Here is a 14,212-nt window from a genome sequence, read left to right as displayed (position 1 = left end):
TCGAACGCATGGGAGCAGCACGGGCAGGGGCGGGCCGCCGGGTCGGCAGGCCGCGCGCCGCGCAGCGGCCGGACAGCGGCCTGGAGCCGCGCGAGGAACTCCTCGCCGCCGCCGCGGAGTTGTTCACCTCCCTCGGCTACGCGGCCACCTCCACCCGGGCCGTCGCCGAGCGCGCCGGCATGCGCCAGGCGTCCATGTATCACTACGTCTCCGGCAAGGAGGAACTGCTCGCCCTGCTCCTGGAGTCCACGGTCACCCCTTCGCTGGCCTACGCCCGTGAGCTCCTCGCCGATGACGCGACCCCGGCCGAGAAGCGGCTGTGGGAGCTGTGCCGGGCGGACGTCGAGGTCCTGTGCGGTGGGCCGCACAACCTGGGCGTGCTGTACCTGCTGCCCGAGGTGCGCGACGAGCGGTTCGCCGGATTCCATGCCGTACGCGACGAACTCAAGGACGCCTACCGGCAGTTGATCGCCGCGACCGCGGCCGGGGGCGCGCTCTCCAAAGGTGCGCTGGAGCTGCGGACGGACCTGGTCTTCGGGCTCATCGAGGGGGTCATCCTGGTCCGCCGCTCCGATCCGGACCGGTCCGTGTCGGTGTTCGCGGAGGCGACGGCGGACGCCGCGCTGCGCATCGCGGGGGTCTGAGACAGGGTCCCGCGGCCCGGTCCGCAGGGGCACGTCACTCATCGCGGTGACCGTTTTCGTATGCCCGTACGTCGTGACGCACCGTGTTCGAATGAAGCCACAGCGTGTAAATGGAGCCGAGCGTACTCCCCCCGCGTGCCCGATTTCAGGTGCTTGCTGAATATGACACGGCGATGATCCGGTCGGACTAAGCTCGCCCGCAGCGCACCGAGTTGATGTGTATTCGTGCGCTTGTTCCCTGTATGTGCGACTCCCCGTCGATATGTCTCAGAGGGCCCACATGGTGAGTGTTCAATCCCCCCCAGGACGCCGTGAACTGCCATACGCGCGCGTGCTGTTGCTCCCCGCCATAGTCATGGCCGCGGCGACCGGGGCCGCCGTCGCGGCGGTGCAGCAGCCCGCGCGGGTCGCCGTCGGCTGGTGCGGCGCCATCGCCACCCTGCTGGTGATCGCGGTGGCGGCCGAAGCGGTCCGGCGCGGCCGTGACCTGCGGGACCAGCGCGTCGAGCACGACCGTCGGACCGCCGATCTCCAGCAGCGCATCGCCCAGCACGACAAGGACCTGATCCGGTTCGCCAAGGAGATCGCGCCCACCGCGCTGGACTGGCTGCGCCGCGGAAGTTCCCCCACAGAGGTGATTCGCCGACTCGGCGACGTCGACCCCGCATGGGGGAAGCTCCCCGACGCGCAGATCCACCTGCTCCAGACGGTGCTCAAGATCGTCGACACCGAGGACATCATGCGCGACGCCGCGCAGCGCTCCTTCGTGAACATCGCCCGCCGCGTCCAGGCCATCGTCCACCAGCAGGCCAACGAACTGCGGGAGATGGAGGAGGACCACGGCCGCAACCCCGAGGTCTTCGACGACCTCCTGCGCATCGACCACGGCACCGCGCTGATCGGCCGCCTCGCCGACTCCATCTCCGTCCTCGGCGGCGGCCGCCCCGGCCGCCAGTGGCCCGAGCCCGTCGCGCTCTACAGCGTGCTGCGCGGCGCCATGTCCCGGATCCTGGAGTACCGGCGCATCGACCTGTCCTCCATCGCCAAGGTCAACGTCAAGGGCACGGCCGTCGAGCCCGTGATCCACGCCGCGGCCGAACTCCTCGACAACGCCACGCGGTACTCCCCGCCCCAGAGCAAGGTGCACGTCACCGCCACCGAGGTGCAGACCGGCGTCTGCATCGAGATCGAGGACGCCGGCGTCAGCCTCAGCGAGGAGGCCCGCCTGAGGACCGAGGGCATGCTGGAGCGTGCCAGGGCGGGCGTCGACCTCCAGGACCTCGGAGAGTCCCCGCGCCTCGGCCTCGCCGTCGTGGGCCGGCTCTGCAAGACGTACGACATGCAGGTCTCCCTGCGCGCCTCCGCCTACGGCGGCGTCCGCGCCATCCTCGTCGTGCCCAGCGACATGCTCACCGACGAGCCCGGCGTCGGACTCGCCCACGGCATCGGCGCCACCGCCGTGCCCAAGGCCGAACTCGGCGCCCTGCCCGGCCCCAAGCGCACGGTCAAGAGGCGCCGTCCCACCAGCCCCAAGTTCACGACGCCGATCTCCATGGAGGACGACGTCCCCGAGGTCACCGAGTGGACGGCGGGCGGGCTGCCGCAGCGCCGCAGCCGGGTCAAGACCTCGCTCACCCAGCGCTACGCCGAGCAGGCCGAGATCGAACGCGCCGAGCGGGAGGGCCGCCCGACCATCTGGTCGACGGCCCGGCGCGAGCCCGAACCGGAGCCGAAGCCGGACGACACCCCGCCGGGCCTGTGGGTCCAGGCGTTCATGGACGGCCTCAAGCGCCCCACCTCTTCCGCAGACACCCAGCCGACCGACGAACCGGCCCGTACCGAGGCCGAAGACGAGGGGAACCTCAAGTGATCCAGCAGCGAGGCAACTTCGACTGGATGCTCCAGGACCTCGCCAAAGGCGTACCGGGCATCGAGATGATCGTGGTGCTCTCCGCCGACGGCCTGCGCATCGCACGGCACGGCGGAGACCCGGACACCGCCGACCGCGTCGCCGCCGCCTGCGCGGGGCTCCAGAGCCTGGCGGGCGCCGTCGCCCAGGAGATCCCCGGCAGCGACGGCAAGATGAAGATGGTCCTCATCGAGATCCACGGGGGCTACTTCTACCTGATGGCCGCGGGCCCCAACGCCTATCTGGCGGTGCTCTCCGACATCATCACCGAACCCGGCCACATGAGCGCCCGCATGAGCGATCTGGTCGTCCGCATCGGCGCGCACCTCACCAGTCCGCCCAGGCGCAACGGGCAGACCGTATGACTCCTCCGCAACGCCGACGGCGATATCCCAAAGCCCCGGAACCGGCACCGCAACCCCCGCAGGAGGGCCAGAACCCACCCGAGGGACCGAAGAAGAACCCCGAGCGTCTGTACGTCATCACCGGCCCCGACGGGACCGAGCGCTCGGAGCTCGACCTGGTCACGTTAATCGTGGCGCACGCCGACCCACCGCCCTCCGCCACGCCTGAGCAGGCGGCGCTGCTCAGGCTCTGCACGGCCCCCCTCTCCGTGGCCGAGCTGTCCGCCTACCTCAGCCTCCCGTTCAGCGTGGTGACCGTCCTGCTCACCGAGCTGCTGACGGCCGAACTGGTGACGGCACGCGCCCCGGTCATCCGCCAGGCGCTGGCCGACCGTTCCCTCCTCGAAGCGGTGATGCATGGACTTCAAAAGCTCTGACACCATCCCCGGTCCGCGAACCGAGGACCACCTCCCGCACACCGCCGAGGCCGCGGTCAAGATCGTCATCGTCGGCGGCTTCGGCGTCGGCAAGACGACCATGGTCGGCTCGGTCAGCGAGATCAAACCGCTGACCACCGAGGAGACCATGACCCAGGCCGGTGTCGGGGTCGACGACAACTACGGCTCCGAGACCAAGACGGCCACCACCGTGGCCATGGACTTCGGCCGCATCAGCATCACCGACCAGCTTGTGCTCTACCTCTTCGGCACCCCCGGCCAGGAGCGCTTCTGGTTCCTGTGGAACGGCCTGTTCGAAGGCGCCCTCGGCGCGGTGGTCCTGGTGGACACCCGCCGCCTCGAAGTCAGCTTCGACGTCATGGGCCGCCTCGAAGAGCGCGGAGTGCCGTTCGTCGTCGCCGTCAACACCTTCCCCGACGGCCCCCGGCACTCCACCGAGGAACTCCGCACCGCGCTCGACCTCAGCAAGGACATCCCCATCATCGAGTGCGACGCACGCCGGCGGGCCTCCAGCCGGGACGTCCTGATGACGTTGCTGCGGTTCCTTCATTCCCTGGCGGTGGAGAAGGCGCCTGTGTGAGCGGCGCACGACCTCCCCGCACTCCCGGTTTCGCTCGAACCGGGAGCCCATCACTTCCCGCACCTGATTACCTCAGCTTCGGAGCGACCACCGTGACGCCTGAATCCTTTTCCCCGGCCGACACGTACGACCCCACGGCCGCACCGCCCCCCGGCTGCCCCGCGCACGGCATCGGCCCGGGCGGCCTGCGCCGGCTGTACGGGCCCGACGCGGCGGACCTGGGGGCCGTGTACGAGGAACTCCGCGCCGAACACGGGCCTGTGGCTCCCGCGTTGCTGCACGACGATGTGCCGATCTGGGTGGTGCTTGGCCATGGTGAGAACATGCGCATGGTGAGTACTCCCACGCACTTCTGCCGTGATCCCCGGCAGTGGGACGCGCTCCAGAACGGCACGATCAAGCCCGATCACCCGCTCATGCCGCACTTCGCCTGGCAGCCCATCTGCTGCCACGCCGAGGGGGACGAGCACCGACGGCTGCGCGGCGCGGTGACCGGGGCCATGTCGACGATCGACCATCGGGGGATTCGCCGCTACGCCAATCGCGCGACCCAGCTGCTCGTCAACAAGTTCTGCGAGAAGGGCAGTGCCGACCTGGTCAGCCAGTTCGCCGAGCACCTGCCCATGGCGGTGATGTGCGAGATCCTGGGCATGCCCGAGGAGTACAACGAACGCATCGTCGAGGCCGCCCGTGACATGCTCAAGGGCACCGAGACCGCCATCGCCAGCAACGCGTACATCATGGACGCCCTGACGCGGCTCACCGTCCGCCGCCGAGCCGAACCCGAGGAAGACTTCACCAGCCACCTGATCAACCATCCGGCGCGGCTCAGCGACATGGAGATCAGCCAACATCTGCGCGTGGTCCTGATCGCCGCGTACGAGACCACCGCCAACCTTCTCGCCAACGTACTGCGGGTCGTGCTCACCGACCCGCGGTTCCGCGCGCAGCTCAACGGTGGTCAGATGACGGTGCCCGAGGCCGTCGAACAGTCCCTGTGGGACGAACCGCCCTTCAGTACCATCCTGCCCTACGTGGCCAAGCAGGACACCGAGTTGGGTGGTCAGCGCGTCCGCCGGGGCGACGCTCTCCTCTTCGGTATCGCGCCGGGCAACGTCGACCCACGCGTGCGCCCCGAACCGAACGCCAATATGCAGGGCAACCGCTCCCACCTCGCCTTCGGCGGCGGACCCCACGAATGCCCGGGCCAGGACATCGGCCGTGCCATCGCCGATGTCGGCGTCGACGCGCTGCTGACCCGCATCCCGGACGTCCAGCTCGCCTGCGAGGAGCACGAACTGAACTGGCGGTCGTTCATCCTGAACCGGCACCTGGTGGAGCTGCCGGTGAGGTTCGAACCGAAGGTCCAGCAAGACGTCTCGCGGCGTCCCGCCCTCAACCCGGAGTCGCCGCAGCGTGCGGACGACTGGCAGGTCGGTACGGTGCAGACGCGGTCCGCCGCTCCGCAGCCCCCGGCTGCCGAGCCCGTAGCCGCCGAGACACCTGCGACGGCAGCCGCGTCGACCGCTCGACCGAACGTGTTCCGGCGCCTTCTGAGCTGGTGGCGCGGAGAGTGAGTCGACCGGAAGCCGGGGCTACCTCGCCCAGTCGTCGTACGACGACCAGGCCCGCAACACGCGCCGGCTGACGAATCGGTGCTCGCGCCCCGTGATCGGATCGGTGAACTCCAGCATCCGCGCCAACAGTTGGAGCGGACGCCGGAAGTCACCGGCCGGCACGGGGCCGGTCACCACCGGATAGAGCGGATCGCCGAGGATCGGCACCCCCAACGCACTCATGTGCACCCTCAGCTGATGCGTCTGCCCGGTACGCGGTGTCAACCGGTACCGGGCACGCCCGTCCCGGTGCTCCAGCAACTCGACCCGGCTGACGGCGTTGGGCTCACCCTCGACCTCGCGAGCCGCCATGACGCCGCGCTCCTTGAGGATGCGGCTGCACACGGTGCGAGGCAGCTCCAGTGCGGGGTCGTACGGGGCCACGGCCTCGTACACCTTCGCGACCTGTTTGTCGCGGAACAGCGACTGGTACGCGCCGCGCTCCTCGGGTCGTACGACGAACAACACGAGCCCGGCCGTCAGCCGGTCCAGCCGGTGTGCCGCACCCAGCGTCGGGACGCCAAGCTCTCGTCGCAGCCGTGCCAGGGCTGTCTCGGCGACATGGCTGCCGCGCGGGGTGGTGGCCAGAAAATGCGGCTTGTCGGCCACCACCACATGCTCGTCGCGGTATACGACCTCGACCGCGAAGGGCACCCGCTCCTCGTCGGGCAGGTCCCGATGGAACCACACGAACATTCCCGGGACGTATGCCGTGGCCCGCGACACCGGACGCCCCGTGATGTCCACGAACCGTCCCGCGTCAAGCATGTCGTCGATCTCTCCGGCTGCGGGTGCCAGCCGTGCCACCAGATGATCCCGTACGGTCGCCCAGGTCTCGTCGGCCGGCAGTTTCAAGCGCACTGGATCCACCCCGTCGCGCTGCGGCAGGGGAGAGGGCGGGGGCGGCGTGCGACGTCTCATCACGATCAAGGGTAAGAGGGGGCACGGACAGCGTGGCGTGAATGCCTGAGTGGCCGAGAAGTGCGGCGTGAGGCGCAACCTCATCCTTTTCCACACCTCTACGCGCCGGTCCCGAGCTACGGGCTCCGGCGCTCGGGCTCGTTCAACGGTGCATGAGGTCAACCGGTCGGTCGGCGTGATTGCGTGGTCACTTTCGCACCCCCATACGCCCCCACTCGATCACTTGTAGCTGTGTGACGGTCTTGCGTCTACTGGGAGGCGTCCGCGTAGCCCCATGGCCTGCAGAAGCCGTTGTCCTGATGACGTGGACCTCGTGGGAGTTGCCATGGTCACCGTTCAGCTGCCAGCCTTCCTTCTCGATCTCGAACGGATTCGTCCGGTGCCGTGGGACCTCGGCCGGTACGCGGTCGACGGCAGCGGCGACAGGGGCCGCCAACACGCATCGGACGGATGGTGGCGGTGGCCTGTTCCTTCGCGCCGACTTGACACATGGCGATGTCGCGGACGCCTTCGCTGCCCGTTCGATGACCTGCACTGCCGTTGCGTTGTTGACCTGGCACCCCGCCTGACCCCCCATCAGCTGAGTGGGCGTCCCGTCTGACGATCGTTCAGGCGCCAATAGTCCTTGCGACTCGATCGATGGCGCCCACTTCCGGTCAGGATCGAACTGCGATGTGATGAAAGGGTGCACGACCGCACGACCGAAGGAAGCGCGTTCTTCGTGCGCCATCACGGAAGGGGGAGCCCGTGCCGTCGCCTGCCGCGGTCACCGTTGTCCAGGCCGTCTTCAGGAGCGTCCGTGAACCGGCGCGTCCACCGTGCGGACGGAGAAAGCCTCACGCGACTCGGTGAGGCACCGCTCGTCCATCAACTCCTCGGTTTCTCGCGGCGAGTGAGGGCCGAAGACCTGCCCACATCCGGCCCGCCTCAGCCGACACCGGGGCCACACTCATGGAGGATCCAGTGCTCGCCATGATCCCGACGTATGCGGAGCCCACCCCTCCGGCCGTAAGCCCGTACACCCAGAGGATCGAGGAACACGTCCGGTCACTCGGATGGAGCCTCGGACTGACAGAGACACAGGGTGGCCAGGAGCGGCTGGAGGCCGGCTACGGGCGCTTCGTTGCCTGGACCTATCCGGAAGCGTCGTTCCGCGATCTCTGTCTCTGTGCGGAATGGCTTTTCTTCACCTTCATCCTGGACGACCTGCACACCTTGAAGGTGTATGACGCTCCCGAAGCCTGGATACCGGTCCACCGCCGTCTGATGGACATCATCAACAACGGAAAGGACCCCGCGCCCCCACGAGAACGAACTCCCTTCACCAAGGCGCTCACGAACCTGTCGATCCGTACTCGTGAAAGGCTCTCGCCAGGGCTTCGTGGGCGGCTGAACCGGCACTTGGACCTGTTTTTCCAGGGTTTCGCCGAGGAATCCGCGAACCGGTTCCGCGGCACTCCTCCCGGGATCGACAGTTTTACCCATACCAGGCGATTGTCCGTGGGTATGGAGTTCGGCTTCGACCTTGTTGAACTCAGTCTGGGCGTGGAGGTGCCCAAAGACATATACGAGACGAGCCTGTTCAGGGAGATCGTCGAAGCCGCGAGCGATGTGGTCGCCTGGCAGAATGACTTGCACTCAATTCATCTGGACCAGCAGCGCGGAGATTTCCACAACGTCGTCATCGTGATGCAGCATGCCGATGGAATCTCGCTGGAGGAAGCCATCGACTCGACCGTGGCCAAGGTGCAGGGGCGAGTGGCCGACTTCCTGGACGCCGAAGAGCGACTCCTGCCCTACCTCGAAAGCCGCGGTGTGCCGCTCGGCACCTGTGAAGAGATTCTGAAGGTCACGGCCGGAATGCGGCAGTGGACGAACGGATGTCTGCATTGGTATCGGAACACCACCCGCTACGCGATCCCCGCCACTCCGGGCGAACTGGATCAGCAGCATGATCACCTGCAGGTACTGCTCCCGAGCCTGGACGGTGCGTCCCGGCAGAGTTGCGGTTGACCAGTGGCCCAACCGGCCCTCCGACGTCCTGGATCGAGAAGAAGGGGAACAACACGCTATGGCGAAGAACCACGGCGGCATCACCCACGCTCCCGGGGCACTGCCGATCATCGGGCATCTGCTTCCCCTGCTCCGTGACCCGCTGCGTTTCCTGAGTACCCTTCCCGCATACGGGGATTTAGTCCAGATACGGCTCGGCCCGCAAACGGCCGTCGTGGTCTGCCGACCTGAACTCGTCCAGCAGGTTCTGCTGAACGACCGAATATACGACAAGGGCGGACCCATTATCGAGCGGGTCGGGAATGCGCTCGGAGACGGCATCGCCTCTTGCCCGCACAGCGCTCACCGGCGGCAACGACGCAGCTTGCAGCCGGCCTTCTCACGCACTTGCCTGCGTGAATACGCCACGATCATGACCGGCCAGATCGACGTGCTCACCACCGGCTGGAGCGATGGACAGACCGTCGAAGTGGGCGCGCAGATGTACGGTCTCGCGAGCGACACCATTGCCCGAACGTTGTTCACGGCCGAAGCCGCGGCGCCCGCAGTGGATGCCGTGACCGCCAGCCTCCCGGACATCTTCCGCGGCATCTACCAGCAGGCCGTCCTCCCGCCTTTGCTGCGCCGTCTGCCCCTCCCGCCGAACGTGCGTTATGAACGGGCTCGCAACCGGGCGTGGGCTGCGGTCAGCAAGACCATCAGTTCGTACCGCCAGGACGGTGGACCCCACGGCGATGTGCTCTCGATGCTGCTCAAGACGCAGGACGACGCGGGAGAACCTCTCGGTGACGCCGAGATCCACGCTCAGATCATGACTCTGCTCGTAGCCGGCATCGACACCACCGCGGTGGCCCTTACCTGGGCCGTCCACCTCCTGTGCCAATACCCGGATGTCCAGGAGCGGTTGCGTATCGAGACAACCGAAGTCCTCGGCACCCGAACGGCCACTTGGGAGGATCTCCCCCGACTCGACCTGGCACGCAGGGTCATCACGGAGACGCTGCGCCTCTATCCCCCTGGATGGATCTTCACGCGGACAACAAGCGCCGAAGCCCGGTTGGCGGACGCCGTGATCCCTTCTGAAACCACTCTGGTCTACAGCCCCTATCTCATCCACCGCGATCCGCGATTCAATGCGCGGCCCGACTTCTTCGACCCCGATCGATGGCTTCCGGAGCGTGAACACACGCGCGGCACTCTCATTCCGTTCGGGGGAGGCGCGCGCAAGTGTCTCGGCGACAACTACGCGATGACCTTGGCGACCCTGGCCCTGTCCACCATCGTGGCTCAATGGCGACTCTCGCACGGTGGCCTTCCGACGCCGGCCGTCGAACCCCGTATGACCTTGGCGCCTCACAAGGTTCAGGTCCGAGTGGAGAGTCTGGAGAGCGAGCCCTTGGCCGACAGCATCCGTCAGTAGGCCAGGGGCCGGGTGACGCGCGGTACCGTACTTACCGCTGTGGCTAGGAGATCGGCGCCGGGGGTGGCGCGGCGAGTGTCGTCTCCGGCGTGGCATGCCCGCGTCGTGCCCGCCACAGCCGGAATAGGGCTCCGAGACCCACCGTGCCTCCCAGAAACAACACCGTGAACCACTGGAAGTACCAGAGGCCAGGCACCCTGGGTGACCAGGGGTGATGTCCCGGCATGCCGTTTGATCTGCGGAAACTCGTCTCGACGTTTCTCGCTGCGCTGCGGCGCTTCTCGCCCCTATGTGCACTCGATGTGCACCAGTTGCTGCGTAGATCGCAGAGGCGGTCGCCGTGAGCTATCGGCCCAGGCAGCAGTACGGCCAGTATTGATCGGGGGAGGTCCGCTCACTTGTGAGGTGTCCCCGAAAATGTCATCTGACCTGGGCTGATTGCTTCCCGGTGATACCGGTCTTTTCCGCCGTTGTTTCTGGGTGTCGTGTGTCCCGGGCGTGTTGCGATGGCGTTGGAATGCTTGCGCAGCACGCAAACCCGCTGTCGGTTTGCGCTCGATGCAAGACCAGTGCGAATTTCCGTCAAGTCAACGGTTGCCTGGGTCAGTTGGGAAGCAGCGCTCAGGATGTAGATTGAGAAGTGGAAAATGCGAGGTGAGAACCAAATGACCAACGAAAGCAGCGCCGCAGTCGCCCAGATGATCGCGAGACTGAAGGCGGAGATGACAGGATCTCTGGACGCCCTTTGGGCCGATGAGGTGCAGGCAGCCCAGGGCATCACCGACTTCATGGAGGGGCGCCTCATCCTTCAGTACACCCGGATGGGGCTGGAAGCTTTGTCGGTCGAGCCGCCCACACACCAGTGACGAAGGCAGATCACAATCCCGGCTAGCGCCCCGAGCCCAGCTGGCGTTTTTGGGCGTAGCCTGATGGTGAATGGGCTGGTGATCGCCATGAGCAAGCTGGAACGGCAGCAAAGGAAGCTCGACGGCCGTGCCCTCAAGTGGGGTCCGGACGTCACGCAGACGCTCCACGCCGGTTTCGGTAAGCCGATCGCCTCGGAAGCCATCGAGCAGGGGATCAGCCGGTACGTGTCTGAGGCAGCGCTCAACGGTTACACCGTCGTCTTCCGTGAGCCTGGAAACGTCATTCTCGCGCGCACCGACAAGTCAAGCCCGTTGGCCTCCGCCGCAAGAGGATTCCTACTCCTCGGCATCGTCGGAGCCGCTGCGGGTGCAATCAGTGCTCACGACGGCATCCACAGGGTGCAGATCTGGGCGGATGCCAACGGGGCCATCTACGCCCGGTCTCTCTTCGTAAAAGCGAACCTCAGATGAGTCACCGAACTTCACGCAGCTGGCCGTAGGGAGGTCTCCGATGGTGTACCGCGAGGAAGGCCCCTGGCGGGAGGCGCGCCGAACTCATCGAGTGCGCCCAGCAGTGGCGCTTGGTTGTGTACTGGGGTTGGGATTCGTGATCGCGCTGGCCCTGATCGAGTTCCAGGCAGCGGCGATCATCGTAGGTCTGGCCGTCGTTACGACGGTGGTCCTGCTTGTGAGCAGGTGGGTGGACCGGCGCCACCGGTAGTCATCGCAGCTCTACTTTCCCGTTCTGGAAACTCGCACCCCTTGCCCCGGCGGCACCTGCGCCGGAACGATCAGACGAGACCATCAACGGGAAGGGGAACGCTTCGTGAAGGTGACCATGCTGGCGACGACGTGTGACAAGAGGGACTGCCCGACGATCTACCAGACGGACCGGGGCACGATGCTGGTGCAGGGCGAGACACCGACGGACCGCGGACTGAGCATTCCCGAGCACGAGACCCTCGTCGAGATCCCCATGGACCTAATCCGGAAGGCGTTCGGTGACCAGCGCGGCGTCTAGGATGCTCGGCGACCTCTTCGACTCCTTCCAGCACGAGGCGTTCCGGCTGGAGACCCTGGACGACTACAGCAGTTCGGGCAGCGTGGACGCGTACCGACTGTTCCTTGACGGCCAGGACAAGCCCGCCGACTACAACGCCGACTGGCTCGACGAGATCCGGAGCTACGTCGGCTCGGGGCGTCGCATGTACCGCGTGCACGTCCTCACGCGTCCTCTCTCGCCGTATCTGCGGTTCGAGTTGGGCTGGGGGTACACCACGAACGCCACGGCCGGCGAGAAGTTCTTCATCCTGGACGTGACCGAACAGCCGAATCCCCTGCCGCCGGATCTGGAGGACTTCTGGCTGTTCGACTCGACCACCGCCGCGCCGATGCACTACAGCCAGGACGGCAAGTTCCTCGGGGCCGACGTACTGCCCGACGAACGGGCCCCTGAGTTCGTCATCCACCGGGACACAGCCCTCGCGCACGCCGTGCCGTTCGCGGACTGGTGGGCCAAGCACGCCGAGTGAACCGTTCAGAGCTTGGGGCAGCGCTACGGGTACTGCGGGAGGCGTCCGGCAAGGAAGCCAAAGCGGTGGCCCGTGGCGCTGTCATGTCTGCCAGTAAACTCAGCAAGATCGAGACAGGGAAGCTCGGGCCGACTGCCGACGATGTCGAGCGCATCCTGACCGCCATCGGCGTCTCGGATGACGCCAAGGCCGAATACATGGACGCGGCCCGCGCGGTCGCCACAGAGACGACGGCATGGCGTCTCATCCAACGTGCGGGGCTCCACAAGGCACAGAGGCAGCTCAAGGCCGTAGAAGCCCGGATGACCCTCCTGCGGCTCTTCCAGCCGGCACTCGTGCCCGGCCTGCTCCAGACCCCGGAGTACATGCGAGCGATCCTGTCCCGACATGAGGACCTGAGTGAGACCGCCGTTCGGGAGACCGTAAGCGCGAGACTTGAACGCCAGGAGGTTCTGTACGACGAGAGCAAGACGCTCCGCTTTGTGATCACGGAGCCGGTCCTACGGTGGCTGATTGTGCCGCCGCTAGTCATGTCCGGTCAGCTCGACCGGCTGATCTCCATGTCACGCCTGCCTCACGTAGACATACGAGTCGTGCCGCTGGCCCGCCGTCAGCACGACATCCCCAACCACGCGTTCGTGATCCGGGACGACCGTGCCGTCTCGGTAGAGACCGTGCACGCGGAGGTGATCGTCACAGACCCCAGGGATGTTGCCCTGTATGTCGCCAAGTTCAACGGCTTCGCTGACAACGCGTTGGAGGGCGGCGAAATGCGGGCCTTGATGGCCGACATCAGAGACGACCTTTTGCAGCAACGGGAAATCCACTAGGCCGAGTTGAAAAACAGCCACAGGATTGCTTGCACGACGAAACCGAGAACGTTGGGAGCATCCACACATGGCCACGAGACATCAGACCACCCAGGAACCGCCCGTAGAACTCCCCGTGGGATTCAACGCTTGGTTGCTCGACTGCGTACAGGCCCCGGGATGTAAGGTGTGCGCGGCGAACTGGCGGCAGCTCAATACCGCCAAGGACGAGGGCGATATTACGAAAGCCGCGCGCCACGCCACGGAGATCCGCGACCATGCCTCTGGGGTGCACTGACCCATGGGCAGGAGAATGGAACAGCGGTGGCTCGATACCGGGTCTGGACCGGGCCGCATGATGAATGTGTGGGTGTATGACAGCCGCGATGGCGACGCAGGGGATCCCGCACATGCAGCATTGCGAGGGGCCAGTGAGAGCGATACGCGAGATGAGGGTCCCACAGAATCCGGAAGCGGTGATTTCCTCTAATCTCCGAACACGTCGTCGAGGTGTTGACGGGCCACCTCCTCGGCCATCGCGTGCTCACTCTTCGCCGCATGCACGTAGCGCGATTGCTTCTCGTGTGTCATCGGGTCTCGCCAAAAGAGCCACCAACCTTCACGCTCTTTTCCTTCTGGCTTCCCGTATACAAGCAGAGGGAAATTCTCGGCATTACTCCAGAGAAGAGAGTCTGACTCAGCGGCGGGATTCTCCACCACCCTGAGCCTGTCGGAGTGTTTCATGGCTAGATTATCGGGCCTGCCGACGCGCCTGGCCAACCTGCCGACGCTCATACGAGCGAACCAGCAGGTCAGGAGCCTGCTGTTGAATTTTCTCCTCGGGGAGAGAAACGGTCGACAGCGGATATGCCTGCCGACCTTGATCGACTTCGGCCCCTTCCCCAGGTACCGCCACTGGGCAAGAGTCGCGATCGGGAGGCCGAGGAAATCGGCGACCTCGCCGGGGGCACGCTGAGGCCGCACCTCTACCCGACGTTCGGTGACCGTGGCGTGGCCAGCATCAAGCGCAGCGATGTGTAGGCCTGGGTCAAGGGGCAGTCGCAGCGCCACGAGGCTTCTACGGTCGGCGGTCACTTCGA

15 protein-coding genes are annotated in these 14,212 nt (G+C 66.3%); 13 read left to right on the top strand and 2 right to left on the bottom strand.

What is annotated here, in order from left to right; translation table 11 throughout:
• Positions 1-8: 8 nt before the first annotated feature.
• The 6 genes from SLINC_RS09740 (at position 9) to SLINC_RS09715 (ending at position 5,512) form a co-directional block, all read left to right on the top strand.
• Complete coding sequence (locus tag SLINC_RS09740) at positions 9-644, top strand: TetR/AcrR family transcriptional regulator (protein WP_067429415.1); 636 nt, start codon at positions 9-11, stop codon at positions 642-644.
• Positions 645-924: 280 nt separating this feature from the next.
• Complete coding sequence (locus SLINC_RS09735; RefSeq protein ID WP_182449152.1) at positions 925-2,514, top strand: sensor histidine kinase; 1,590 nt, start codon at positions 925-927, stop codon at positions 2,512-2,514.
• Positions 2,511-2,918, top strand: coding sequence for a roadblock/LC7 domain-containing protein (locus tag SLINC_RS09730; RefSeq protein ID WP_067429409.1), 408 nt, complete (start codon positions 2,511-2,513; stop codon positions 2,916-2,918). Before SLINC_RS09735 ends, SLINC_RS09730 begins: the two co-directional genes overlap by 4 nt.
• Complete coding sequence (locus SLINC_RS09725; protein WP_067429407.1) at positions 2,915-3,334, top strand: DUF742 domain-containing protein; 420 nt, start codon at positions 2,915-2,917, stop codon at positions 3,332-3,334. Before SLINC_RS09730 ends, SLINC_RS09725 begins: the two co-directional genes overlap by 4 nt.
• Positions 3,315-3,935 (top strand): GTP-binding protein, encoded by a 621-nt coding sequence (locus tag SLINC_RS09720; protein WP_067429404.1) that lies wholly within the window; start codon positions 3,315-3,317, stop codon positions 3,933-3,935. Before SLINC_RS09725 ends, SLINC_RS09720 begins: the two co-directional genes overlap by 20 nt.
• A 92-nt stretch (positions 3,936-4,027) precedes the next feature.
• Positions 4,028-5,512: a cytochrome P450 gene (locus SLINC_RS09715; RefSeq protein WP_067429401.1), complete on the top strand. Its 1,485-nt coding sequence runs from the start codon at positions 4,028-4,030 to the stop codon at positions 5,510-5,512.
• A gap of 18 nt (positions 5,513-5,530) precedes the next feature.
• Here the strand turns inward: SLINC_RS09715 and SLINC_RS09710 are convergent, their stop codons facing one another.
• Positions 5,531-6,472 (bottom strand): RluA family pseudouridine synthase, encoded by a 942-nt coding sequence (locus tag SLINC_RS09710; protein WP_079164474.1) that lies wholly within the window; start codon positions 6,470-6,472, stop codon positions 5,531-5,533.
• A gap of 972 nt (positions 6,473-7,444) precedes the next feature.
• On the opposite strand from SLINC_RS09710, the gene SLINC_RS09705 reads away from it, so the two are divergent.
• The 7 genes from SLINC_RS09705 to SLINC_RS09675 all read left to right on the top strand — a co-directional run bounded on the left by SLINC_RS09705 (position 7,445) and on the right by SLINC_RS09675 (position 13,133).
• Positions 7,445-8,485, top strand: a complete 1,041-nt coding sequence (locus SLINC_RS09705; protein ID WP_225988530.1) for a terpene synthase family protein — start codon at positions 7,445-7,447, stop codon at positions 8,483-8,485.
• A gap of 58 nt (positions 8,486-8,543) precedes the next feature.
• Positions 8,544-9,905, top strand: a complete 1,362-nt coding sequence (locus tag SLINC_RS09700; RefSeq protein ID WP_067429392.1) for a cytochrome P450 — start codon at positions 8,544-8,546, stop codon at positions 9,903-9,905.
• Positions 9,906-10,570: 665 nt separating this feature from the next.
• Positions 10,571-10,771, top strand: a complete 201-nt coding sequence (locus SLINC_RS09695) for a hypothetical protein (RefSeq protein ID WP_067429389.1) — start codon at positions 10,571-10,573, stop codon at positions 10,769-10,771.
• 87 nt (positions 10,772-10,858) lie between these two features.
• On the top strand, positions 10,859-11,242 hold the full coding sequence (locus tag SLINC_RS09690) for a hypothetical protein (RefSeq protein ID WP_152039040.1): 384 nt from the start codon (positions 10,859-10,861) through the stop codon (positions 11,240-11,242).
• 355 nt (positions 11,243-11,597) lie between these two features.
• The gene (locus SLINC_RS09685; protein ID WP_067429382.1) at positions 11,598-11,792 is read left to right on the top strand and encodes a hypothetical protein; all 195 of its coding nucleotides are present in this window, start codon (positions 11,598-11,600) and stop codon (positions 11,790-11,792) included.
• Position 11,793: 1 nt separating this feature from the next.
• Entirely contained in the window at positions 11,794-12,303 is a 510-nt protein-coding gene (locus tag SLINC_RS09680) for a DUF6879 family protein (RefSeq protein WP_067429379.1), read from the top strand.
• Positions 12,300-13,133 (top strand): helix-turn-helix domain-containing protein, encoded by an 834-nt coding sequence (locus SLINC_RS09675; RefSeq protein ID WP_079164472.1) that lies wholly within the window; start codon positions 12,300-12,302, stop codon positions 13,131-13,133. Before SLINC_RS09680 ends, SLINC_RS09675 begins: the two co-directional genes overlap by 4 nt.
• A gap of 465 nt (positions 13,134-13,598) precedes the next feature.
• Here SLINC_RS09675 and SLINC_RS48765 read toward each other — a convergent pair whose 3' ends face one another.
• Positions 13,599-14,207, bottom strand: coding sequence for a hypothetical protein (locus SLINC_RS48765; RefSeq protein WP_079164470.1), 609 nt, complete (start codon positions 14,205-14,207; stop codon positions 13,599-13,601).
• Positions 14,208-14,212: the final 5 nt, after the last annotated feature.

The sequence above is a fragment of the Streptomyces lincolnensis genome (genome assembly GCF_001685355.1).
GTDB lineage: Bacteria > Actinomycetota > Actinomycetes > Streptomycetales > Streptomycetaceae > Streptomyces > Streptomyces lincolnensis.
This window is presented reverse-complemented; position numbering and strand designations above follow the sequence as displayed.

What these genes read in the sequence shown, in the direction of transcription:
- SLINC_RS09695 (WP_067429389.1), top strand. Translation starts at nt 10,571, where the DNA reads ATGACCAACGAAAGCAGCGCCGCAGTCGCCCAGATGATCGCGAGACTG.
- SLINC_RS09725 (WP_067429407.1), top strand. Translation starts at nt 2,915, where the DNA reads ATGACTCCTCCGCAACGCCGACGGCGATATCCCAAAGCCCCGGAACCG.
- SLINC_RS09680 (WP_067429379.1), top strand. Translation starts at nt 11,794, where the DNA reads ATGCTCGGCGACCTCTTCGACTCCTTCCAGCACGAGGCGTTCCGGCTG.
- SLINC_RS09700 (WP_067429392.1), top strand. Translation starts at nt 8,544, where the DNA reads ATGGCGAAGAACCACGGCGGCATCACCCACGCTCCCGGGGCACTGCCG.
- SLINC_RS09740 (WP_067429415.1), top strand. Translation starts at nt 9, where the DNA reads ATGGGAGCAGCACGGGCAGGGGCGGGCCGCCGGGTCGGCAGGCCGCGC.
- SLINC_RS09705 (WP_225988530.1), top strand. Translation starts at nt 7,445, where the DNA reads ATGATCCCGACGTATGCGGAGCCCACCCCTCCGGCCGTAAGCCCGTAC.
- SLINC_RS09690 (WP_152039040.1), top strand. Translation starts at nt 10,859, where the DNA reads ATGAGCAAGCTGGAACGGCAGCAAAGGAAGCTCGACGGCCGTGCCCTC.
- SLINC_RS09710 (WP_079164474.1), bottom strand. Translation starts at nt 6,472, where the DNA reads ATGAGACGTCGCACGCCGCCCCCGCCCTCTCCCCTGCCGCAGCGCGAC.
- SLINC_RS09720 (WP_067429404.1), top strand. Translation starts at nt 3,315, where the DNA reads ATGGACTTCAAAAGCTCTGACACCATCCCCGGTCCGCGAACCGAGGAC.
- SLINC_RS09735 (WP_182449152.1), top strand. Translation starts at nt 925, where the DNA reads ATGGTGAGTGTTCAATCCCCCCCAGGACGCCGTGAACTGCCATACGCG.